Consider the following 24,030-nt stretch of genomic DNA (forward strand, 5'->3'; position numbering starts at 1 on the left):
ACGTTGAAAATAAAAAAAGTGCTTGTATCGCAGCCGAAGCCGGCCTCAGAGAAGTCTCCATACTACGATATAGCCGAAAAGTACGGAGTGAAAATAGAATTTCGCCCGTTTATAAAAGTGGAGAACGTTTCTGCAAAAGAGTTCAGACAACAGAAGATCTCGATTCTAGACCATACAGCTGTGGTTTTCACATCTCGCCACGCTATCGATCATTTCTTCCACTTGTGCACAGAACTGCGTGTTACGATTCCAGAAACCATGAAATATTTCTGTGTAACCGAGTCCATTGCACTCTACATTCAAAAGTACGTACAATATCGGAAGCGTAAGATATTTTTTGGCCAAACCGGCAAGTTCGACGACTTGCTGCCAGCCATCCTGAAGCACAAGACGGAAAAATATTTGGTCCCCATGTCAGACGTACATACCGACGAAATTAAGAATGCATTGGATAAAAACAAAATCCAGCATAGTGAGGCTGTCATGTACCGTACGGTGAGCAACGACTTCCAACCAGGTGAATCATTCGATTACGACATGCTGGTGTTCTTTAGCCCCGCAGGAGTGTCTTCTCTGCAAAAAAACTTCCCCAACTTTGAACAGAAAGACATTAAAATAGGTACTTTCGGTTCTACGACGGCACAAGCTGTACGCGATGCAGGACTGCGTCTCGACTTGGAAGCCCCCAGCGTAAAAGCCCCTTCAATGACAGCGGCTCTTGACATGTTTATCAAGGAGAACAATAAAGAATAAGTGAACAGATTGCGAAAGCCCGAAAGGCTGAACAAAAAAAAGATAATAGAGAAGATGTTCGCGGGAGGTTCGCGTTCCTTCTCTATTTTTCCTTTACGGGTAGTATGGTTGCCAGTAGAGGAACTTGATGTGCAGGCATCCATTCTGATCAGTGTATCCAAACGTCGCTTCAAACGAGCAGTTAAACGTAACCGCATAAAACGTCAAATACGTGAAGCTTACCGTTTAAATAAACAAATACTACTTGCTCCTTTGACTGAAAAAAACAGGCGTCTAGCTATTGCTTTCATCTACCTAGCTGACGAACTGATGAATTCGGCATTGGTGGAAGAGAAAATAAAGGCAGCTTTGACACGTATTGTTGAAAAGATCTCGACCGAACAGACGGTCCAGCCTACCGAATGATCAGAAAACTACTGACATACCTACTATTACTCCCCATTTATTTCTATCAACGGTGTATTTCTCCGCTGACTCCTCCATCCTGCCGTTTCACGCCTACATGTTCGCAATATGCTGTAGAAGCACTGAAAAAACACGGACCAATTAAAGGGCTTTATTTAGCTATCAGACGAATTCTTCGCTGTCATCCTTGGGGAGGATCAGGCTACGACCCCGTTCCTTGAACTTGCTTTTATTAGTTTATGCATACCTTGCCTATAGATATCCACACCCATCAACTTCCAGCCTTACCGGGAGAGGCCATTATCTGCTGTTTGCCTGATACATTCCACCCACAGGAAAACAGCTGGTATTCCGTAGGTATTCACCCCTGGCAACTGGACAACTACGCATGGAAAGAGGCTGCATTCAAAGTACACTTTGAATCGTTGATACATCATCCGCAAGTGATAGCAATAGGTGAAGCCGGGTTAGACAAGCTCGCAAGTACCTCTCTGCTTCAACAAATAGAAGCACTACGCTATCAAGCTCTTGTAGCCGAAACAATCGCTAAGCCCTTAATTCTTCATCTGGTGAAGGCTACAACGGAATTGCTGGCACTGAAAAAAGAACTGTCTCCTCGTGTACCTTGGATTATCCACGGTTTTCGTGGTAAGCTACAACTAGCCCTCGAACTTGTGCGCCACGGTTTATATCTTTCATTTGGTGCTAACTATCAAGAGGAAGCCATGAAACAGATACCTACCAACCGTCTGTTACTGGAAACGGACGAAAGCAACGTACCTATCGCAGACTTATACAAAAAAGCCGCGCTTCTACGTAACATAACAGATAAAGAACTCATGGAAACAGTTTCCACTAACATACAACGTATCTTTTTTGAACATTAAGTTTTGTTTCTTCAAAGAAAGGTCGTACTTTTGTAGCAAGTATAACTATAAATCAAATCATTAAACAATCAATCATTCGATGAACTTTGTAGAAGAATTAAGATGGCGTGGCATGCTCCACGATATGATGCCGGGCACGGAAGAACTGCTGGCCAAGGAACAAGTGACTGCTTATATTGGTTTTGATCCTACAGCTGACTCCTTGCACATCGGACACTTGTGCAGTGTCATGATTCTGCGTCACTTTCAGCGTTGCGGACACAAGCCTTTGGCTTTGATTGGCGGCGCAACAGGTATGATTGGTGACCCTTCCGGCAAGTCAGCAGAACGTAATCTGTTGACAGAAGAAACCCTGCGTCACAACATGGAAGGCATGAAAAAACAGCTGAGCAAATTCTTGGATTTTGACTCCGATGCTCCCAATCATGCCGAGCTGGTGAACAACTATGACTGGATGAAAGATTATAGTTTTCTGGATTTCGCCCGTGAAGTAGGTAAACACATCACCGTCAATTATATGATGGCAAAAGACAGCGTAAAAAAACGTTTGAACGGCGAAGCCCGCGATGGCCTTTCGTTCACCGAATTCACCTATCAGCTGTTACAAGGATACGACTTTCTCCACTTGTATGAAACCAAAGGTTGCAAACTTCAAATGGGAGGTAGCGATCAATGGGGTAACATTACAACGGGTGCCGAATTGATCCGTCGCACGAATGGCGGTGAAGTTTATGCATTAACTTGTCCGTTGATTACCAAAGCAGACGGTGGCAAATTTGGCAAAACCGAAAGCGGAAATATCTGGCTCGATCCACGTTATACTTCTCCCTACAAATTCTATCAATTCTGGTTGAATGTAAGCGATGAAGATGCCAAGCGTTATATCAAGATCTTCACAGCCCTAAGCAAAGAAGAAGTAGAGGCACTTACTGCCGAACATGAAGCAGCACCGCACTTGCGTGTTCTTCAGAAACGTCTGGCCAAGGAAGTAACAATCATGGTACACTCTGAAGAAGACTTCAACGCAGCTGTAGAAGCTTCAAATATTCTTTTTGGTGGTGGCACATCTGAAGCTTTGAAGAAATTGGACGAGCAAACACTGCTTTCCGTATTTGAAGGTGTTCCACAATTTGAAATATCACGTGACGCATTAGCATTTGGAATAAAAGCAGTAGACTTATTCGTCGAAAATGCTGCTGTATTTGCTTCGAAAGGCGAAATGCGCAAACTGGTTCAAGGTGGCGGTGTATCATTGAACAAAGAAAAGCTCACAGCTTTCGACCAAGTGATTACCACTGCCGACCTACTGGACAACAAGTATCTGCTAGTTCAACGTGGTAAGAAGAACTACTACCTGATCATTGCGAAATAAGCCTTAAGGCATTTGCATGATAAAAACCATAAAAACTACCCAAGTCTACGGGCAAAGCTGTAGACTTGGTAGTTCTTATTTCGAGCATACATTAAATAAGGAGTACTCAGTAAATATCCACACTTTTTAAAACAATATCGGGATTCCCCCATTTGGGCTACTAGTCCTTATTATCGGGAGAATATACCCGCAAGATAAAAATGCCAATAAATCCACAACGCTTTAAGTATGAATCAATTGGCTAATCTTATACTATTTTATGAATATCCTTAAAAAGGAGCCATGCCGAATTTTAGCACAGCTCCTTTTTAATTTATTTAAGGATAGAAGTATTGGAGAAGAATGATTAATATCCTGCATTATTCGTCCATCCTGTTAACAGGATCTGAGCAGAAGGTATCGGAAAATAATAGTGATTTTGTGTTTGGAACAAAGAGCCGTTCCATGTCTCAGCACGCTTCACGCTTACCTGTTCTGTACGAACCAACTCAAACCAGCGACGCATCTCAGCATAGAATTCATAGTTACGTTCGTTAGAAACTATATTAAGGAAATCATCAGCACTCACGCTAGTTGACACTTCAGGAATACCTCTTTCAGCATAACCTGCACGATTCTGAAGACTACGAACAGCTTCTACAGCCTGACTATTAACACTTCCTGTAGCACGGGTAGAAGCCTCAGCATAGAGCAGTTTAGCATCTGCCAAACGATAGATGCACGTTACACCGTTAGCCTGGGCGTTTTGTCCAGGATACCCTTGATCATAATCATAGTACTTACTAATACAAGGCAAACCGTCAGAACTTTCCTCCCAAGTAATAGTTCCATAAATAGGTTTTCCATTAGACGTAGTTCCAACTACCTCACCTTCACTGGAAGGCCATTCAGCCATAAAATTCCATTCCTTACGTTTATCATCCGGATAATTCAGATAAGCTTCTTTACGTGCATAATAATCTGCCCATCCAGATCTTACCGTATTGGATGAAGCATCAAAGAAATTAACCGGATAGTAGGACTTTCCATAGTTGCTGGCCATAACCTTATTAGCATGGCTGTGATGTAAACAGAACATAAACTCACTGCTGTTTTTATTAGCTTCCTTCCATAAGTCTTCGTAATTAGCCTCTTGTTTATGGTATCCATTATTATCCAATACATCTTTAGCTACTTCAGCAGCCAAAGCGTAATATTCTTGTCCTTTCTTCAAAGGCCAGCCTGCCATTGTAATATATACATCAGCCAAGCAGGTCTCTGCAGCCCACTTGGTAGGCGTAGAACTGTTACCGACACGCGGTGTTTCAGGTAGATTTTCTACAGCATATTTCAAACTAGGAATAATAGCCGTATTATAGATTTCCTCTACTGGTGTACGAACAGCATCATTAGCCAAATCTTCATCACTCATAATCAAAGGTACATCACCATACATACGTACCAAATAGAAGTAGCTCAGCCCACGCAAAAAGTAAGCTTCCGCCAAAGTCGATTCAAAAGTTTTGGCAGCTTCTGCACCTTCAGGAATCGCAGACTTGTTAATCAATTTATTGGCATTATTGATTACTGCATAAAAATCTTTCCAAGTATTATCAAAATCTGCTGTATTGGCAGAAATACTAGGACTTAATCGGTCATAATTGGCCAACTCATTACCGGCCTTAGCCGCACGGTAAGTAATTTCATCCGCACAAACCTGAATACGCTGAATACGGCAGTTAAAACCATAATTACTCCCCCATAAATTATTATATAGTGCAGAAACCGCATTTTCAAGTGCAGACTGATCCATACTGGCAATGTAATCTTCTTCCGTGATGAACGATTGCGGTTCTTGATCCAAATCTACACAAGAAGTTGCGAGAAACAAACTTCCGGCAAGTGTTGCAAGGTATGTTAGTTTTTTCATATTATCGTTATATTTTTTTGATTAAACAAATTAGAATGCAAAATTCAAACCAATCAAGTAGTTACGGCTATTAGGGTAATTTCCCCAATCTACACCTTGAATCAGCGGATCACCTAATGTTGATTCTGGGTCAAGTCCGGAGTATTTAGTAATGTGGAATGGGTTCTGAACAGAAGCATAAATACGCAGGTTCGTGATACCCCAGTTCTTACAAACCTTTTCAGGTATAGTATATCCTAATGTAATACTCTTCATCTTAATAAAACTTCCATTTTCTATATAACGAGTACTGAACATATTCTTATTTTCAGTGCCTTGGCCATCCCAACGGGGAACATTGGTATTGGTATTTTCCGGTGTCCAGTGATCCAACCACACTTTAGACGGAGTAACCACTGCCACCTGTTGACTCTGAATACCATTTAAACCAATTTGTTCTGTTGCGTTATAAATATCAAAGCCATGGAAACCAACCAAGAAGAATGACAAATCAAAGTTCTTATAATTAAAAGTGTTGTTCCATCCCCAGTTGAACGTCGGTTGACCGCAACCAATGATACCTTGATCTTCATCATTATATACACCGTCTTTATTAACATCTGTATACTTAGAGTTACCAGCTACTACACCGTAGACTTCACCATTAGTACGACCATCCGTATTTCCATTGGCATCTACAAACAAAGCATTTACATCTGCTTCCTGCCACAAACCCTCATACTGATATCCCCAGAAGCTGGCCAATTTTTCACCCTCTACCATCTGAAACAACTCGTTTTGATAGTTCCCAGCTTGCTGCTGTCGATGGTTAGCTGTCGGAATCTTATTAAAAGTACCTTTATTATTGGTAAAAGTCAAGTCCGTATGCCAATTAAAACCTGTCGGATCATTGCTTACAAACGGATCGGCACTGATAGTAAATTCTATACCAGTATTCTTTATTTCACCAGCATTACGCAACAATGAGCCATAACCCATGTGCGTAGGTTGAGCTACCTCCAACAAAATATCTTTAGAAAGTTTACTATACCAATCGGCAGATACGCGTAAACGCCCGTTCAATATACCAAAATCTATACCTACATTGAATTGGTCATTGCGTTCCCACTTCAAATAAGGAGCACTCGGACGGTCAACGGCATAAACTGTTGGTTTTGTTCCATTTAAGCCTGTTGAAGTCGTTGGAGTCATCATCGAATAAATACGGTAAGCTTCTACAGACTGGTTACCAACTGAACCGTAACCCAAACGGAGTTTCAACTGATCAATAAAGCTGTTGTCCTGCAAAAAACTTTCCTGCTTGATATCCCATGCTAAAGCTGCTGATGGGAAGTATGCCCATTTGTCCTCCAAACGTGAAGAACCGTCAGCACGAATAGAAGCCGTCAACATGTATCGGTTCATAAATACATAGTTTATACGCAACATTCCGGACATCAGCGCATTGATAGTCCGTTCACTCGATAATTCGTTTAACGATGCGTCTTGGCTCATAGCTAAGTTGTTGTAACCATGAGTAATGTCAACATAGTCAGGGAAATAAGCACGTCCCAAATGATTGTAGTTATTGTCATAAGACTGCTCGAATACTGCTGTTGCGTTGATACGATGATTCTTATTAAACTCTTTCACATAATTCAACGTATTAGTATTCAGCCAACTGAGGTTAAAATAACTGCGAGCGTATGCACGACTGTTGGAATTAGCAAATTGCTGATAGCTATCTTCATTTTCCAACGTAGTACTCAAGCGATTATCGAACAACACACCCATCTGCGAACGGAAAGTCAAGCCATCAATGATGTTGAATTGTACATAGCCTTGTAAGCGGTTATTGATAGTTTGCGTTGATGAATCCAGTTCCCAAATGTGCCCCATAGGATTGTACATGTGGTTACCGCTCCAATCGTCATTATTATATTCACCACTCTCATTCTTAGGAGACAGGGTATTATCGAAAAACATCGCTGTCTGGAAAATACCGCGATAAGGATTTGTACGTGGAGTAGAACTTTTGCGATAGTTACCATAAAAGTTTAAACCAGCATCTAACCATTTCTTAATCCTTAATTCCGCAACACTATTATAAATATAACTTTTTAAGTACCTGAGCAACAAAAAGTTGCCCAGGATTTTGCCGTGTCAGATTTTTCACTTATCTTAGTGTTGCAATTAGAAAACAAGCGAAAATCGTAACAAGGCATGGCAAAGGTACAAATAAAATCTGAGAAACTCACACCTTTTGGAGGAATTTTTTCAATCATGGAGAAATTTGACTCCATGCTTTCACCCGTTATCGACTCAACACTGGGTCAGAGATGCCGCAGTATCATCGGATATCAGTTCAGCGAGATAGTCCGTTCGCTGATGAGCGTTTATTTCTGTGGCGGCTCATGCGTGGAAGACGTAACGTCACAACTGATGCGCCATCTCTCGTATCATCCTACCCTTCGTACATGCAGCTCTGATACCATCCTCAGAGCCATCAAGGAACTGACACAGGAAAACATCTCCTATACTTCCGACCAAGGCAAGACCTATGATTTCAATACTGCAGACAAACTCAACACATTGCTTATAAACGCTTTGGTTTCTACAGGCGAGTTGAAGGAAATTGAGGAATACGATGTTGACTTTGACCATCAGTTTCTTGAAACGGAGAAGTATGATGCAAAACCGACCTACAAAAAGTTCCTCGGCTACAGGCCTGGCGTATATGTTATCGGTGACAAGATAGTCTATATCGAGAACAGCGATGGCAACACGAATGTGCGTTTTCATCAGGCAGACACCCATAAGAGATTCTTCGCTCTTCTGGAATCCCAGAACATCCGTGTAAATCGCTTCAGGGCAGACTGCGGTTCCTGCTCGAAGGAAATCGTCAGTGAGATAGAGAAGCATTGCAAACATTTCTACATCCGTGCCAACCGATGCAGTTCGCTCTACAATGACATCTTTGCTCTGAGAGGATGGAAGACGGAGGAGATTAACGGCATCCAGTTCGAACTCAATTCCATTCTCGTTGAGAAATGGGAAGGCAAGTGCTATCGTCTTGTCATCCAGAGACAAAGACGCAACAGTGGCGACCTTGACCTATGGGAAGGCGAATACACTTACCGTTGTATTCTGACCAACGATTACAAGTCATCGACAAGGGACATTGTTGAATTCTACAATCTGCGTGGCGGCAAGGAACGTATCTTTGACGACATGAACAACGGATTCGGTTGGAGCAGGCTCCCCAAGTCATTCATGGCGGAGAATACTGTCTTTCTTCTGCTTACTGCATTGATACACAATTTCTACAAGACCATCATGAGCAGGCTTGACACCAAGGCTTTTGGGCTCAAGAAAACGAGTCGCATAAAGGCTTTTGTCTTCAGATTCATCTCCGTACCTGCCAAGTGGATCATGACTGCAAGGCAATACGTGCTGAATATCTACACAGAGAACCGCGCTTATGCAAAACCCTTCAAAACAGAATTCGGATAAGAATCCTTTCTTTCCGGTTAGAATCTGCGTATTTCCTCAAGTCGCATCGTGGGGTAAGGGGATGTTGGCTACATATTGATGTTGTGCTGTTGCTTTTTACTGAAAGCTACTACTAACGACTCATAAATCTACCCTTAATCGTGTATTGGATGATAGTTGCGGATTTTAGGTTAATCTTTGTATCAACTTTCAAACGCCAGTTGTATGTCTCGCTCATAGATTCTTTCAAGATACCTTGGTCGTCCTGATAACGGAAAGAAGCCAAGAATGTAGTGCTTTCATTACCACCACTGACAGATAAATCATAGTTCTGAGTTACAGCAGTACGGAAAATCTCACGGCTATAATCATAACCGGCACGTCCAGACTGTAAATCAGCTAACTGAGTAGAATTGAAGTAATCACCATGACCAGTATCATTACCGTATTCATTGACCAACGTGGCATATTCGTAAGGAGATAATGTGTCTGGATACTTGGCTACTGTTTTGATGTTAGCAAACGCATTAAAGTTAACTGACAGTTTATCCTTTCCTGGATTTTTAGTTGTTACCAGAATAACACCGTTGGCACCACGAGAGCCATATACTGCGGTAGCTGAAGCGTCCTTCAGTACTTCAATGGAAGCGATATCCGAAGGATTCAAATTCTGCAGAGAACCACCAATGAAACCGTCCACAACTACCAATGGTCCAGTTTCTGCAGTAATGGAATTGATACCACGCACACGAATAGTATTATCTTGGCTCGGATCACCGGAACCACTCAGCACCGATACACCCGCCATACGGCCTTGTAGTGCGTCTGATACGTTTCCTGTAGGAGTCGTTTTCAAAGCATCAGAAGCTTTTACCGAAGCTACAGACCCAGTCAAGTCACTCTTTCTCTGTACACCATAACCTACAACCACAACCTCTTGCAGAAGTTGACTATCTTCCACCAATTTCACATCAATTTTGGTTTTACCGTTAACGGCTACTTTCTGCGTCTGGTAACCTATATAAGAGAAAACCAATGTTCCATTGGCGGGAACATTCGACAGGTCATAATTGCCGTCAATGTCTGTAATACATCCGATAGTGGTTCCTTCTACTTGGATAGAAGCTCCAATTACCGGACCAAGATTGTCTGTTACTGTACCTGTTACCGTGATTTCTTGCGCTTTAGCTTGTATGGCAAACAAAGCTACAAGTAACATGGTACCTAATACTTTCAATAGATTAGATTTCTGTTGTCTCATAAAATATCAAATTATTAGTTAATAATTAGTTGAATTTCTCTGCAATACTTTGGAGCAAAAGTATCAGTTATCTACGAAAAAAAGCCGCAATAATAATTCGTAAAGTATACAATTCTGTACAAAAAGAACTTCTAGAAGGCCACAATTTCTTGTTCGTGGATCAAACTATTTGTTTTTTACCTTCTCCAATAATTTGGACAGTTCATCCGCAATTTTCTCGTTACCTTTAATAACATTTGTCTTCTCCGAAGGATCCTGAGCTATATTGTACAACTGCGCTTCAGGAGCATTACCCAGTTCCATTTTCGTCCAGAACTCAATAGCAGGCTTATCGCTAGGCTCAATATATTTCCAATCGCCTTGGATGATGGAAAGCGTATTGTTCAGATTTTGCTGCACAACATATCCACATCCGATAGTATCCTTACCCAAGAATGTCTCAAGACAATCACGACTATCGGGTGCCACTCCTTCTGGCAACTTATGCCCCAACAAACCTGCCAACGACGCATAAACATCAATCATGGAGAACAACGCCTGTTGCTTGCCTGGCTGAATGGCGGCCGGCCAACGTACAATGAAGGGAATACGCGTTCCTGCCTCATAAGCGCTATATTTGCCACCCCGATAATGTTTCATCGGTGTATGACCGTTCAGCAATTCGCGTGCCTGATCCTGATAACCGTCATCAATGACAGGCCCGTTGTCGCTACAGAAAACAAAAATGGTATTGTCCGCAATGCCCAAGCTATCGAGCGTATGCATAATTTCGCCTACAGTCCAATCGAGCTGGAGGATGACATCACCACGAGTTCCCAACCCACTCTTACCTGCAAAGCGCGGATGAGGTATGCGAGGCACATGAATGTCTTGCGTACCCATATAAAGAAAGAACGGCTGGTCTTTGTGATCGATAATAAAGTCCTTAGCCTTATTCGTGATAACATCAGCAATATCTTCGTCTACCCACAAAGCAGATTTACCGCCTGTCATCCATCCGATACGAGGAATGCCGTTGATAATCGTATTGTTATGTCCCTGGCTGGGTTTCAGCTTGACCAGTTCCGGATTTTCTTCACCTGTAGGCCAGTCGCCCACTTTGTGTTCATAGCTGACGGTAATAGGATCGTTCGGATCAAGTCCATCCACACGACCGTTTTCTACAAATACACAAGGTACACGATCGACGGTAGCGGGAATGATATATTCATAGCCAAACCCTATATCCTGTGTATTAGGTTTGATAAGGCCGTTGAAATTAGTTCCACCTTTAGGGCCAAGTCCCAAATGCCATTTACCGATAGCTGCCGTAGCATATCCTTCTGCCTGAAACATGTCGGCCATGGTCACACAAGCCGTGTCGATGATCAGCTCAGAATTACCAGGAGCAATGCCTGTATTCTCCTGACGCCAGGGATACATACCCGTCAGCAATCCGAAACGTGAAGGAGTACTGGTTGAAGATGTGGCATAAGCATTCGTAAATTGCAAACCTTGCCCCGCCAGACGGTCAAGATTAGGCGTACTGATTTTCGTAGCTCCATAGCAACTCAAATCACCAATACCCAAATCATCGGAAATAAGATAAATAACATTGGGCTTTTGATTCGTTTGAGCCTCTTTGGAAGACTTCGCTGTGCTGTTGCAGGCACTGAATAAAGCAGCACCAACTGGAAACACAATAAGAAAAGGAGAAGGATTTCTCATAGCGCTTTGATTTTAAAATGTTACGCCGCAAAAGTAGAGACATCCTCCCAATAGTATTATCAGAAAAAGTTCAAAGAAAGACGAAAAACGTACATATCAGCATTACCCCTCAAACACAAAACAGTGCTTTCCGATCAAGAAAGCACTGTTTTCCAATGGTTATTCCACCATTTCGTTTCCAGCACTGCCTCCCTTTCGATAAGCCAAGGGACTCACCTGATAAACATCCTTGAAGCATTTGGAGAAATAGCGCGGCGAACTGAAACCGATGCGATCTGATATTTCTGTTATATTCAATTCTGGATTGTTGCGAAGCATCAAAGCACCTTTTTTGAGTCGGATGGTAAGAATGAAATCATTGGGTGTCTGCCCTGTAATGGCCTTGATCTTGGAAAACAGGTTGGTGCGCGCCATTGCCATTTCGCGGGCAAAGGTGTTGACATTGAAATCGGGGTCGTCCAAATGATGTTCGATCACCTCCATGGCCCTGTCGAGAATTTCCTTGTCTATCGGATTGGTTGCCAACAATTGCGCCTGAGCCTGAGGTTGCTTGCTGAACTTCTCCTGTAACAGGATGCGGGAGTTCACCAGATTGTTACAACGCGAAATGAGCAAACTGGTATTGAAAGGCTTGGTGATGTAGTCATCGGCCCCGATACGCAGGCCTTCAATGTTCTGTTCGATGGCCGTACGTGCGGTTAGCAATACGACAGGAATATGACACGTGTTAAAATCTGACTTTATTCGCTTGCACAATTCGGTACCCGACATCAGCGGCATCACGACATCGCTCACGACAATGTTCGGCTGCTCTTTGCCAATCAGCTCCCAAGCTTCCTGCCCGTTGGAGGCTGTTACGACACGATAGAAAGGAGCAAAAATATTGCTCAAGATCTCGCGAATGGAATCGTTGTCTTCTACGACCAGCATCTTCACATCGGCCATTCGCTTGATGGGAGCATCTTCCTCAAGTTCTGTCTTCAGCATCATGTCCATTTCTGCCTTGTTGACATCGGGTTGCTGGATGGAATTGTCACGAAGGTCTATCTGCTCTTTCGAGAAATGGGCATTGCCAAGCGGAATGGTCACAATGAAACTGGTACCTTTGCCCAACTCACTTTCCACCCGTATGTGTCCATGATGCAACTCTACGATACCTTTCGTCAAGGCAAGGCCAATGCCTGTGCCCGTCGACTTGTTGGCATCTTGAACATCGATAGGATCTATCTGATAGAAACGGTCGAAAATCTTATCCACTTCTTTGGCATCGATACCTTCTCCTGTATCCGTAACACAAATAATGGCATTCTTTTCGTCACGAGAAACAGACAAAGTAATGGAATCTTTGGCTTTGGTATGCTTCATCGCATTGGACAACAGGTTATTGACAACCTTCTGCATCTGTTTCTGGTCATACCAAACATCCAAGGCCTCCACTTCTTGCTTGAAATCGAAATGGATCTGATGTGTACTGGCATACTCCAGAAACAACAAATAGTTTTCATAAAGGAAGCTCACAATATCGTGGGAAGCCACTCTGATCTTCATGTGTCCTTGTTCCTGTTTTCGAAAATCGAGCAATTCCGTTATCAGCTCCCGAAGCTGAATACTGTTTTTATAGATGCTCAACACTTTATTATAAAGAGTCGGAGTAAAATTCTGTACCTGAAGCAACGTCTCTACCTGAGAAATAATAAGAGTAAGGGGCGTACGGAACTCATGTGAGATATTGGTAAAGAAACGTAGTTTGGATTGGTTCAACAATTCGATGTCTTGCGCATGCTTTTTCTCGTACTTCAAGGATTCCCTTAGCTTGAAACGCATTTTATAGGCTCGTATCAGATACCACAAAAGGCTTCCGACAGAAAGTATATAGATCAGATAAGCCCAAACGGTCTTGTAGAAAGGCGGCAATACGTGTATCTTGAGATGGACGGGGGCACAAATGTCGGCACTCTGGTCTTTAGGTTTTATCTCAAGCGTATAGTTACCCGCATTCAGATTGGTATAAGTAATGGCATTTCCTGTACGCGCCTGCGTCCATTTGTCAGAGAATCCTCTTAATCGATAAACAATCTCGTCTTTATTGGCAGCTACATAATTGGAAGTAGCAAATTCAATGGTAAACATGGATTGATCCGCCTTAAGAGTTATTTCGGGCGTATAAGAAAGAGCTTGACTAAGGATGCCGCTTTCATCGTCTACCCGAACTTCCTTACCATTGACATAGAGCTTGGATAAGGTAATGCTATAAGGCTTTTGAGGAAAATGCAATTCCATTTCATGAAAAGAAATCATCCCTTTGGTACTTCCCAAGAAAATTTCTCCATCACGCGTGACACACAGAGCATTTTCGTTGATGGCAGAGAAAGGAAATCCATTGTCTATGTTATAATTCTGCGCCTTGAGCGTATGCCGATCAAAAATAGAAAATCCCTGGTTTGTAATCAGAAGAAGATGACCACTTACAGGTGATTCCTGAGCTTCATAAATACAGTCGCTCACCAATCCATGATGAGTCTGATCAAAATTCACAAAATTATCGTTTTGAGGACAATACAAATCCAAACCACTTCCAGAGGTCGCAAACCAGAGATTACCCTGCTTATCGCATAAAATACTGTATACATTATTGTTGCTTAAGCAATTGGCCTCATGACTATTCCAACGGTAATTTTTCAGCTCGTTTGTTTGCAGATTATATCGGAATACTCCCTCACCTGTAGCCGCAATCCATAGATTACCTTCTCGGTCAAATTCCACATCTGCTACCATCCGAATATTTCTCCCCTCTTTCGAATGCTGAAAGAGCCTATGGCATTTTCCTGTATATTTATGAATGATACAAACGCCATTTTGAGTAGCCACAACTAAGCTATCCTTACCATAAGGCTCAATATCGCGCACAATGTTGGAAGGAAGAGTTTCAGGATTTCCTTCTTCCATCCGATGATGGGTAAAACGCCCTGTACGTATGTTCAAACGATCAAGTCCACCTAAATGAGTTCCGATCCAAATTTCTTCTAGTGCTGCATCATAAAACAATGCCTTGACATTATCGTGAGCGATGCTATTCGTATTATTCTTGTCGGAGCGATACCAACGAAATTCATTTTTTCGCCGGTCAAGGTAGTTTAAACCACCACCCTCTGTTCCAATCCATAAGTCTCCATTTTTATCTTCTACAATACGACCTACAACCGGGTTGCTCAGCCCTTTCTTCTCTACAGAAGAATAATGATAGGCTGTATAAATATTATATTCAGGATTAAAATAGTTTACTCCACCAAAATAAGTGCCAAGCCACAACGTCCCTTGCTGGTCCTTCACAATACACCAGATTGAAGAATGCGTTAAGCCATCCGCCCTTACATCATTGGCCGTATGATTCTGAAAAAGCCCATTGCTCTTGTTGTAGCGATTCAAGCCATTGAATGTACCAATCCAAATATTACCTAAATTATCCTCACAACAAGCTCTCACAAAATTGGACGATATACTATGCGGATTATTAGCGTCGTACTTAAAATTACGAATACTGCCATCAGTACAGATATTGTAAAGTCCATTTTCCCAACTTCCAATCCACAGCTCTCCATCGCTATCCTCATAAATACTGGTAATGTTACCTTCTTTAATCGGATGAGACAAAGCCATGCTATCCAATTGTAAGCGATAAACGCCATCAGTAGTTGTACCGATCCACAAATACCGATCATCAATATGCATACAATAAATCTCAGGGGTATTCCCTGCCAGCTGATAACAAAGGTCAAAATTACCAGTATCTTCATTATAAAGATAAATTTCATTTCTCTTGGCTATGTAAAGGCCCTGATTATAGTAAATACTATGTATATTATCCACCAAAAGCGTCTTAAACTTTTGGGTACGAAGATCCAACTGAGCTACTCCATCATTACAAAGTAGGAATATCTTCCCCTTTTTGTCACCCGTAATACGAATTACTGTATTGCTGAACAAGCTATACGGATTGTCTTTCTCCAATTTATAGGTCTGTATATCCGTTCCATTATAGCGGTTCAATCCCTCACGAGTACCAATCCAAAGCATGCCATTCTCATCAATATAAAGACTGTTGACCGAGAATTGAGACAGGCCATCTTCAGTTGTCAGATTACTGAAAGCCACGTTTTGGGCATGGAGATGCACATTTGTTATGCCAATAATCCAAAATAAGAGTATATAGATGATAAGATTCTTCACTTCAGGCTTATTTTTAAGGTTCATGTGACAAATATATAAAGTTTTTATGCCATCTTACTCTTTTTTATTCCCGTTTTTTCGATTATGTCTATTTAAATGCCTATTTTTGGCAATTCATCAGTATAAATTCATTTATTTAATAATTTTAATCATGAAAGACCTTTTATCTATTGTATCTCACTTTCAGTTGGCAGACGCCGTTCGTGAAATCAAACCGTTAGGCTCAGGCTTAATCAATGACACCTATAAAGTCATAACCGAAAACAACAATCCCGACTACGTATTGCAACGCATCAACCATGCAATCTTCCAGAATGTAGACATGTTGCAGGCAAACATCGAAGCCGTAACACGCCACATCCGAACGAAATTGCAAGAAAAAGGGGAATCCGATATTGAACGAAAAGTCTTGCACTTCTTGCCTACAGACAATGGCAAGACTTATTGGTTCGATGGCGAGAACTATTGGCGCATCATGATCTTCATCCCCCGCGCAAAAACATACGAAACTGTAAATCCTGAATACTCTTATTATGCAGGAAAGGCATTTGGTAACTTCCAGGCCATGCTTGCCGATATTCCGGATACACTGGGCGAAACAATCCCCGATTTCCACAACATGGAATTCCGCCTCAAGCAACTACGCGATGCCGTAGCAGCCGATGCCGCAGGAAGAGTAAAAGAAGTACAATATTATCTGGACGAAATAGAGCGTAGAGCAGAAGAAATGTGTAAAGCCGAACGTCTGTATCGTGAAGGGAAACTGCCTAAACGCGTTTGCCACTGCGATACCAAAGTAAACAACATGATGTTCGATGAAGACGGCTCCGTACTCTGCGTCATCGACTTGGACACGGTAATGCCCTCTTTCATCTTCTCTGACTACGGAGACTTCCTCCGTTCGGCAGCCAATACCGGACTCGAAGACGACAAGAACCTGGACAACGTAAACTTCAACATGGAGATTTTCAAAGCCTTCACCAAAGGTTACCTCGAATCGGCCAAAAGCTTCCTGCTTCCCATCGAAATCGAGAACCTGCCTTACGCCGCAGCTTTGTTCCCCTACATGCAATGCGTACGCTTCCTGGCAGACTACATTAACGGCGACACCTATTACAAGATACAGTATCCTGAACACAACTTGGTACGCACGAAAGCCCAGTTCAAGCTGTTGCAGAGCGCAGAAGAACAGACGGCTGCCATGAAAGACATTATCGCTTCCTGCATCTGATGAGAATAGATTATCTAAGCCGGATAATTTCCGGCTTACTGATATTTATATCATTGAATGTACATGGTAACCCTTATCAAGATAAAGACATGAAAGATTTGACTGTAAAAAAAATAAATGTCGATACAATATCGGTAGAAGAAATACCTGCCCTCTTCAAGCAGGAACATATCGCGTACCAGACAGTTGCCAATGTCAACTGGAAAGACAGCTACCCCTATTGCCCACAAGTAGAGTTTGGCATTGCCTATACTGATAAAGCCATATTACTCCACTATCAAGTAACAGAAGAGTCGGTACGTGCCGTAGCAGGACACGACAACGGCCCTGTCTGGGAGGATGCCTGCGTAGAGTTCTTCTCCATGCCTGGCGGTGATGATATTTATTATAACGTGGAGTGTAATTGCACAGGCACCCTATTGGTCGGTGCGGGTGCGACACGTTCCAATCGCCAACATGCTCCTCAGGAGGTGCTGGACCTGGTATCGCGATGGGCTTCTCTGGGAAAGGACGATTTTGAAGAACGGATAGGAACATGCAGTTGGGAAGTTGCATTGGTCATTCCTTTCTCGACCTTCTTTCTGCATGACATCCAGTCTTTGGAAGGAAAATCGGTACGCGCCAATTTCTATAAATGCGGCGACAAGCTGCAAATGCCCCATTTCCTTTCCTGGAATCCGATAGACTTGCCGAAACCGGATTTTCATTGTCCGGCATTTTTCGGCCTGTTGCAATTTGATTAAACACAAAGAAAGTAAGAATATCCCCACCATCCGTCATCCTGGCCTTGAGCCGGGATGACGTGGTATTTGTGGGACACAACTATGGACTTTACGCTTCTAAAGTAGATGTTTAGCGCGCCAAAGTAGGTGTTTAGGAAATGCAAAGAGGGACATGTGAAACTTCGGTTTTGCTTTCACACCGCCCGTTTTTTTAGAAATTCCCCGTAAAGCCTTCACGCTTTCACTTTATCGTAAATATTTGTTTTCGAATAAATTATGGTGAAAGCAACGTTTCACGCGATTTTATTGGTTTCACACCAAGGTATAAAAAACAGGCCGTTTCAAATGAAACGGCCTGTTTTTCGCTTTGACTGGAACTTTATTTCACGATACCATTTGAATTCTTGATAAAATTAATGATGTTGTATATTTCATCACTCATCGGAACCTGGTCTTCAATTTTCTGTAAAGCATCCTGAACACTGAAGTTGCCTTGATATACCAAGCGGTAAGCATTCATAATGTGGCGTAACACACGTTCCGTTACTTGATTCTGGTGTTGCAGTACCATTGCGTTAATGCCGTGGTATTCAGCTGGATTTCCCGCCATAATAATATAAGGAGGCACATCTTTTGCGATACGGCAACCACTCTGAATCAGTGACCAGCTACCAATATGACAATTCTGTTGGATAATGACGTTACTACTCAGTATGGTACAATCGTCTATACGGCAACCACCAGCTACAGACACCTTGATTCCCAAAACCGAACGATTGCCAATCTGCACATCATGACACAAATGCACGCCGTCCATCAAGTGATTCTCATTACCAATGCGGGTACATCCATCTTTGTGTGTAGCCCGACTGATAACCACATTCTCACGGATGTCATTGTGATCACCGATAATCAACAAGCTTTTTTCTCCTTCATAGTGAAAATCCTGCGGCTCGGCAGCAAGTACAGCACCATGATATATCTTATTACCTTTGCCCATTCTTGTACCATTCAGGATTCTAGCACCTGACATGATCACATTATCATCTCCAATTTCCACATCTGCCTCGATATAAGCAAACGGTTGTACTGTTACATTCTTGCCAAGTTTGGCGGCAGGATCTACATAAGCTAATGGACTAATCATAATATATAGAATTAAGTTATTCTCTTCCTCCACCCAGTGCCTGATACAAGCTGATAACAGCCTGCATGCGACTGAATGTATCACTTACTTCCGACAGCTGCGCACTAAGATACGATTGTTCAGCCGACAACACTTCCAAATAGGTTGACGTGCCTAAGTTAAACAATTCTTTCGTATAATCGGCTGCATTCTTGGCAGAATTTACTTGCATATTGCGCGCATTTACTTTTTCCGTACAAGCCTGATACATATCGAGGGCATTGCTTACTTCATTACCTGCATTCAACAAAGTGGTCTGAAACTGAATTTTGGCTTCCTCTTGTTGTGCTTTAGCAATTTTAAGTTTAGCAATATTTGCACCGTTCTGGAAGATAGGCTGCGTAAGCGAAGCAACTGCGCTAGCCAGTAACTTGGCAGGGTTAACAATAGCAGCTCCAGCACTATTAGTCCAACCTGCAGATCCACTAAGTGTAATACGTGGATAGAAGTTCGAACGGGCTACGTTGGTATTATAATAGGCTGAAGCCAATGCCTGCTCGGCAGCTTTCACATCAGGACGATTAGAAAGCAACTGCAAAGGAATGCCTACTGAAAATTCATTGGGAAGCTGTTGTTCTTCGAGCACACTACGTTCGATACCATGAGCAGGCTCACCTAACAACAGACAAAGCGAATTTTCAACCTCACGAATGCTTGAACGAATATCAGGGATGGATGCCTGTACTTGTGCATATGCAGCACGGCTTTGCTCAACGGCAGCTTCTGTTGTATTATAGAAACCAGCCTCTTTCATGGCTATCATCGTTTCAGTATTTTTTTTCAGAATTTCGGCCGTACCCTCGGTAATTTGCAATTGACGGTCAAGCATCAATAATGTATAATACAAATTGGCTGTATTCGCAATCAGTTGCACACGAACATTTTGTTCATAAGCCAATGTTTGCTCCAAAGTTGCCTGCGCCTGACGCTTCAAGTTCAAAAGCTGACCAAACATATCTATCTGCCAGCTGGCAGTAACAGGCAAAGAATATGTTTGCGTAGCTTTACCTTTGTCCCAACTACTTACAGTTCCTTGTGGAGAAAGCGTTAAGGCCGGGATGAAAGCCAACTTAGAAGCCAATAACGGGGCTTGAGCCTCTTGCACTCTTAATGCAGCCGTACGAATATCAGGACTGCTTGTAAGCGCCTGTTCAATAAGTGCCTGCAGCTGCGGATCAGTAAACACCTCACGCCAAGGCAAATTACCAAAATTGGCTGTATCCGAAACCAGTGTATCGTTCACAGCAACTGTATCGCGATACAAACCTTCAGCCACAATGTCTTCAGGCCGGTCGTATGTTTTATAGATATGACAGCTACTCAACAAGGCAGTTGCACATATCAGGGTTAATATTTTTCCTTTCATACTTGTTGGTTTATATAAGCAAGGATGAGAAACGAAGAATAGTCATTCACGAAGCACTGCTCCACAAAGGAGCTATTCTTCATTTTTCATTCTTAATTCATCATTTATTTACTGTATTGCTCGATTTCTGCTGTAGCATCCGAGTTATCAACATCGTCCCATTCCATCGGTTTGAATTTCTCTTGGAGATATTGGAAAGCAACAAACAAAGCCGGTACGATGAAGATCTGCAAAATCATACCGATCAACATACCGCCGATCGCCGAAGTTCCCAGTGTACGGTTACCATTGGCACCTGCACCCGAAGCGAACATCAACGGAAGCAAACCTACAATCATAGCCAATGAAGTCATCAAGATAGGACGCAGACGTGCTGCAGCACCCAATACGGCTGCCCACGTAATGCTCATACCCATCTTACGACGATCAAGAGCAAACTCTACAATCAAGATGGCATTCTTGGCCAACAATCCCATCAACATAATCAAAGCAATCTGCATATAGATGTCATTGGACATTGAACCGATAATCATCTTCAATGCCGGCACACTACCGATAGCACTAGCCCCATTGACGAAGAGGAAGCTTCCCAACAAGCCGAATGGAATAGAAAGCAATACGGCCAAAGGCAGAATATAACTTTCGTACTGAGCACTTAGCAACAAGTAAACAAAGACGAAACAGAGTACAAAGATAAGTCCTGTCGTACTACCACTTGTCTGAGCTTCCTCACGTGCCATACCACCCAACTCATAACCAAAACCTGCAGGCAAATTCTGTTGAGCAACCTCGGCAATCGCTTGCAGAGCCTGACCAGAAGTATATCCAGAGGCAGGAGCTACCATCACCTTCATAGAAGTATAAAGATTGAAACGGCTGATAACGTCCGGACCATAAATTTTCTCAATAGATACAAATTGTGTAATAGGAGCCATTTCACTGCCGTTACGAACCTTGATACTTTGCAAAGACTCCAGATTCTTGGTTGCATCGGGTTCAGCCTGAACCATGACACGGTACATCTTACCGAAGCTATTGAAGTTGGAGGCATAAAGACCACCATAATATCCTTGCAATGTAGTAAGGATGTCGCTCGGACTGATACCTGCCTTCTTACAAGCTGCCGCATCGATATTCAACATATATTGCGGGAAATTCGGGTTGAAGCTGGTACGTGCAGAGTTCACTTCCGGACGTTTTTCCAACTCGGCCGTATATGCATTCACCACATCGAAGAAGTGGTTCAAGTCACCACCCGTCTTATCCTGCATGTTCAACTCGATATCGCTAGAAGCAGAATAACCAGGGATCATAGGCGGAGCAAAGAACAACACCTGAGCTTCTTTGATAACCTTTTGAGCACGCATAAACAAGGTTGCATACACAATAGTCGAATTCTGCATGGTCGAACGTTCTTCCCAGTTCTTCAACTTGATGATGACCGAACCATAAGAAGGTCCTTGACCACCAATGAAACTAAAACCAGAAATAATAGTACGTGACTCAACAGCCGGATCGGCAGCCACAAGGCTATCCACACGATTCAGAATCTGTTGCGCACGCTCTTGCGAAGTGCCAGGAGGCAAAGTCACAGCACCCATGATGGTACCTGTATCTTCATTGGGCACCATACCAGTCGGCGTAATCTGCATGAAAACGACCAGCAATACAATAGAAGCTGCGACGATTCCTGCTGAAAGCCATTTCTTCTGGATAAAGTTCAAAACCTGTTTCTTATACTTGCCCAGCAGTGAATCATAAGAATCATTGAAAGCCTTCTTGAACTTATCGGTAGTCATACCAGCCAGTGCCAGGACGCTAACGACAATCATCACAATGCATAATACAGGATGATTTTCGAAGTTAAAGAAGCCAAAGATCATACCAAGGATAGCGATAACCGTAAAGATCAATGTTATGCCAGGACGCATCATTCTTCCTAAAGAATCAGTATAGCGAGCCAGCATAATTTTGCGAGCTTCCTTGGTCGCAGTACCTATACGTTCTTTTAACGAAGCCTCACTATTATGTGGTTTCAAGAAAATAGCACACAAAGCAGGACTCAATGTCAAAGCGTTGATAGCTGAGAAAGCAATAGCGATGGCCATGGTCAAACCGAACTGACGATAGAAGGTACCAGCGGTACCGCCCATGAAGCTCACAGGTATAAACACGGACATCATGACCAACGTAATAGAAACGATAGCACCACCTAGTTCGTGCATGGCATCAATAGAGGCCGTCCGAGCCGATTTATAACCTTGGTCGAGCTTGGCGTGGACACCTTCGACGACCACAATGGCATCATCGACCACAATGGCGATGGCAAGCACCATTGCCGAAAGTGTCAGCAAGTTGATACTGAAGCCGATCAATTTCAACACGAAGAATGTAGCGATCAATGCTACAGGAATAGCAATGGCAGGAATCAACGTAGAGCGCATATCCTGAAGGAAGATATACACCACAATAAACACGAGGATGAATGCCTCAATCAACGTCTTCACAACTTCATGAATAGAAGCAAAAAGGAAGTCGTTGGCATTCTGTGCAATGTTGATTTTCAATCCCGAAGGCAACTTAGCAGAATAATCTTCGAGCAATTTCTCGATATCGCTAATGGTTTGAGTCGCGTTCGTACCAGCCATCTGATAGACGATACAGCTGACAGACTTGTGTCCGTTTACCGTATTATTGAAGGTATAAGCCAGACGTCCCAATTCGACACGTGCAATATCTTTCAGACGAAGAACTTCACCATTCTCAAGAGCCTTGATAACGATTTCCTCAAATTCGGCCGGTTGTTGCAAACGGCCTTTATAGCGTAAAGTGTATTGAAAAGTCTGTTTTCCACGCTCACCCAACTGACCAGGAGCAGCTTCAATATTCTGTTCACTCAAGGCAGCCACTACATCATTGGGAATCAGCTTGTACTGTGCCATGATGTCTGGCTTCAACCAAATACGCATGGAGTAGTCCATACCCATCACATTGGCATCACCTACACCCGTCACACGCTTTACTTCAGGAATCAGGTTGATGTTAGCGTAGTTTTCCAAGAACTCGATGTTGTACTGGTCTTTCTCATCATAGATGGAGAAAATCATCAACATAGAGGTCTGACGCTTTTGAGTGGTCACACCGACTTTGGTTACTTCGGCAGGCAACAGACCTTGAGCCATGGACACACGGTTCTGTACGTTTACGGCCGCCATATCGGGATCAGTTCCCTGCTTGAAATAAATGGAGATATCAGCCGAACCACTATTGGAAGCGTTGGAAGTCATGTACATCATGTTTTCCACACCATTGATCTGATCTTCCAACGGAGAAATGACTGAGTTCAAAACGGTTTGGGCATTGGCACCTGTATAGGTGGCACGCACAGATACCGTAGGAGGCGCAATGTCCGGATATTGGGTGATAGGCAATGTTGCCAAACCAATAAAGCCCAAAATTACTAACAAGATGGAGATTACCGTTGATAGTACCGGACGGTTAATAAATCTATCTAATTTCATTCTTTTGTCAAT

At 42.8% G+C, this 24,030-nt stretch carries 14 protein-coding genes and 2 pseudogenes; 8 read left to right on the forward strand and 8 right to left on the reverse strand.

Features of this window, described 5'->3' with window-relative positions; genetic code table 11:
* The first annotated feature begins 3 nt into the window (after window positions 1–3).
* The 5 genes from BQ8005_RS11755 to tyrS all read left to right on the forward strand — a co-directional run bounded on the left by BQ8005_RS11755 (window position 4) and on the right by tyrS (window position 3,417).
* Entirely contained in the window at window positions 4–753 is a 750-nt protein-coding gene (locus BQ8005_RS11755; RefSeq protein ID WP_075318181.1) for a uroporphyrinogen-III synthase, read from the forward strand.
* The gene (gene rnpA, locus BQ8005_RS11760; RefSeq protein WP_262484394.1) at window positions 754–1,158 is read left to right on the forward strand and encodes a ribonuclease P protein component; all 405 of its coding nucleotides are present in this window, start codon (window positions 754–756) and stop codon (window positions 1,156–1,158) included.
* Window positions 1,158–1,379 (forward strand): membrane protein insertion efficiency factor YidD, encoded by a 222-nt coding sequence (yidD, locus tag BQ8005_RS11765; RefSeq protein WP_075319169.1) that lies wholly within the window; start codon window positions 1,158–1,160, stop codon window positions 1,377–1,379. The genes rnpA and yidD overlap by 1 nt, the downstream gene beginning before the upstream one ends.
* Window positions 1,380–1,397: 18 nt before the next feature.
* Window positions 1,398–2,045, forward strand: a complete 648-nt coding sequence (locus tag BQ8005_RS11770; protein WP_021846685.1) for a TatD family hydrolase — start codon at window positions 1,398–1,400, stop codon at window positions 2,043–2,045.
* A gap of 79 nt (window positions 2,046–2,124) precedes the next feature.
* The gene (gene tyrS / locus BQ8005_RS11775; RefSeq protein WP_075318182.1) at window positions 2,125–3,417 is read left to right on the forward strand and encodes a tyrosine--tRNA ligase; all 1,293 of its coding nucleotides are present in this window, start codon (window positions 2,125–2,127) and stop codon (window positions 3,415–3,417) included.
* Window positions 3,418–3,763: 346 nt separating this feature from the next.
* Here tyrS and BQ8005_RS11780 read toward each other — a convergent pair whose 3' ends face one another.
* Both BQ8005_RS11780 and BQ8005_RS11785 read right to left on the reverse strand, forming a co-directional pair.
* The gene (locus BQ8005_RS11780) at window positions 3,764–5,326 is read right to left on the reverse strand and encodes a RagB/SusD family nutrient uptake outer membrane protein (protein ID WP_075318183.1); all 1,563 of its coding nucleotides are present in this window, start codon (window positions 5,324–5,326) and stop codon (window positions 3,764–3,766) included.
* 30 nt (window positions 5,327–5,356) lie between these two features.
* Window positions 5,357–7,420, reverse strand: a pseudogene (locus BQ8005_RS11785) (SusC/RagA family TonB-linked outer membrane protein); the annotation flags it as partial.
* Between the two features lie 108 nt (window positions 7,421–7,528).
* On the opposite strand from BQ8005_RS11785, the gene BQ8005_RS11790 reads away from it, so the two are divergent.
* Window positions 7,529–8,818, forward strand: coding sequence for an IS1380-like element IS612 family transposase (locus BQ8005_RS11790; protein ID WP_005815306.1), 1,290 nt, complete (start codon window positions 7,529–7,531; stop codon window positions 8,816–8,818).
* Window positions 8,819–8,990: 172 nt separating this feature from the next.
* On the opposite strand, the pseudogene BQ8005_RS11795 reads toward BQ8005_RS11790, so the two are convergent.
* The 3 genes and pseudogenes from BQ8005_RS11795 to BQ8005_RS11805 all read right to left on the reverse strand — a co-directional run.
* Window positions 8,991–10,058, reverse strand: a pseudogene (locus BQ8005_RS11795) (SusC/RagA family TonB-linked outer membrane protein); the annotation flags it as partial.
* 165 nt (window positions 10,059–10,223) lie between these two features.
* Window positions 10,224–11,765 (reverse strand): sulfatase family protein, encoded by a 1,542-nt coding sequence (locus BQ8005_RS11800; protein ID WP_075318184.1) that lies wholly within the window; start codon window positions 11,763–11,765, stop codon window positions 10,224–10,226.
* Window positions 11,766–11,924: 159 nt separating this feature from the next.
* Window positions 11,925–16,016, reverse strand: a complete 4,092-nt coding sequence (locus tag BQ8005_RS11805) for a hybrid sensor histidine kinase/response regulator transcription factor (protein WP_111936072.1) — start codon at window positions 16,014–16,016, stop codon at window positions 11,925–11,927.
* A gap of 127 nt (window positions 16,017–16,143) precedes the next feature.
* Here BQ8005_RS11805 and BQ8005_RS11810 point away from each other — a divergent pair, with 127 nt between their 5' ends.
* Together BQ8005_RS11810 and BQ8005_RS11815 are read left to right on the forward strand one after the other, a co-directional pair.
* Window positions 16,144–17,223 carry a phosphotransferase enzyme family protein gene (locus BQ8005_RS11810; protein ID WP_075318185.1) on the forward strand — a complete coding sequence of 360 codons (1,080 nt, stop codon included), beginning with the start codon at window positions 16,144–16,146 and terminating at the stop codon, window positions 17,221–17,223.
* Window positions 17,223–17,966, forward strand: coding sequence for a carbohydrate-binding family 9-like protein (locus BQ8005_RS11815; RefSeq protein ID WP_075318186.1), 744 nt, complete (start codon window positions 17,223–17,225; stop codon window positions 17,964–17,966). The genes BQ8005_RS11810 and BQ8005_RS11815 overlap by 1 nt, the downstream gene beginning before the upstream one ends.
* 358 nt (window positions 17,967–18,324) lie before the next feature.
* Here BQ8005_RS11815 and lpxA read toward each other — a convergent pair whose 3' ends face one another.
* The 3 genes from lpxA to BQ8005_RS11830 all read right to left on the reverse strand — a co-directional run bounded on the left by lpxA (window position 18,325) and on the right by BQ8005_RS11830 (window position 24,018).
* Window positions 18,325–19,092 carry an acyl-ACP--UDP-N-acetylglucosamine O-acyltransferase gene (lpxA, locus tag BQ8005_RS11820; RefSeq protein ID WP_075318187.1) on the reverse strand — a complete coding sequence of 256 codons (768 nt, stop codon included), beginning with the start codon at window positions 19,090–19,092 and terminating at the stop codon, window positions 18,325–18,327.
* Window positions 19,093–19,108: 16 nt separating this feature from the next.
* Entirely contained in the window at window positions 19,109–20,497 is a 1,389-nt protein-coding gene (locus BQ8005_RS11825; RefSeq protein WP_075318188.1) for a TolC family protein, read from the reverse strand.
* Between the two features lie 104 nt (window positions 20,498–20,601).
* Window positions 20,602–24,018, reverse strand: a complete 3,417-nt coding sequence (locus BQ8005_RS11830; RefSeq protein WP_075318189.1) for an efflux RND transporter permease subunit — start codon at window positions 24,016–24,018, stop codon at window positions 20,602–20,604.
* Between the last annotated feature and the right edge of the window lie 12 nt (window positions 24,019–24,030).

The sequence above is a fragment of the Bacteroides togonis genome, assembly GCF_900130135.1.
GTDB lineage: Bacteria > Bacteroidota > Bacteroidia > Bacteroidales > Bacteroidaceae > Bacteroides > Bacteroides pullorum.

Coding starts and splice junctions, on each gene's coding strand:
- BQ8005_RS11770 (WP_021846685.1), top strand. CDS start 1,398: ATGCATACCTTGCCTATAGATATCCACACCCATCAACTTCCAGCCTTA.
- tyrS (WP_075318182.1), top strand. CDS start 2,125: ATGAACTTTGTAGAAGAATTAAGATGGCGTGGCATGCTCCACGATATG.
- BQ8005_RS11780 (WP_075318183.1), bottom strand. CDS start 5,326: ATGAAAAAACTAACATACCTTGCAACACTTGCCGGAAGTTTGTTTCTC.
- BQ8005_RS11790 (WP_005815306.1), top strand. CDS start 7,529: ATGGCAAAGGTACAAATAAAATCTGAGAAACTCACACCTTTTGGAGGA.
- BQ8005_RS11800 (WP_075318184.1), bottom strand. CDS start 11,765: ATGAGAAATCCTTCTCCTTTTCTTATTGTGTTTCCAGTTGGTGCTGCT.
- BQ8005_RS11805 (WP_111936072.1), bottom strand. CDS start 16,016: ATGAACCTTAAAAATAAGCCTGAAGTGAAGAATCTTATCATCTATATA.
- BQ8005_RS11810 (WP_075318185.1), top strand. CDS start 16,144: ATGAAAGACCTTTTATCTATTGTATCTCACTTTCAGTTGGCAGACGCC.
- BQ8005_RS11815 (WP_075318186.1), top strand. CDS start 17,223: ATGAGAATAGATTATCTAAGCCGGATAATTTCCGGCTTACTGATATTT.
- lpxA (WP_075318187.1), bottom strand. CDS start 19,092: ATGATTAGTCCATTAGCTTATGTAGATCCTGCCGCCAAACTTGGCAAG.
- BQ8005_RS11825 (WP_075318188.1), bottom strand. CDS start 20,497: ATGAAAGGAAAAATATTAACCCTGATATGTGCAACTGCCTTGTTGAGT.
- BQ8005_RS11830 (WP_075318189.1), bottom strand. CDS start 24,018: ATGAAATTAGATAGATTTATTAACCGTCCGGTACTATCAACGGTAATC.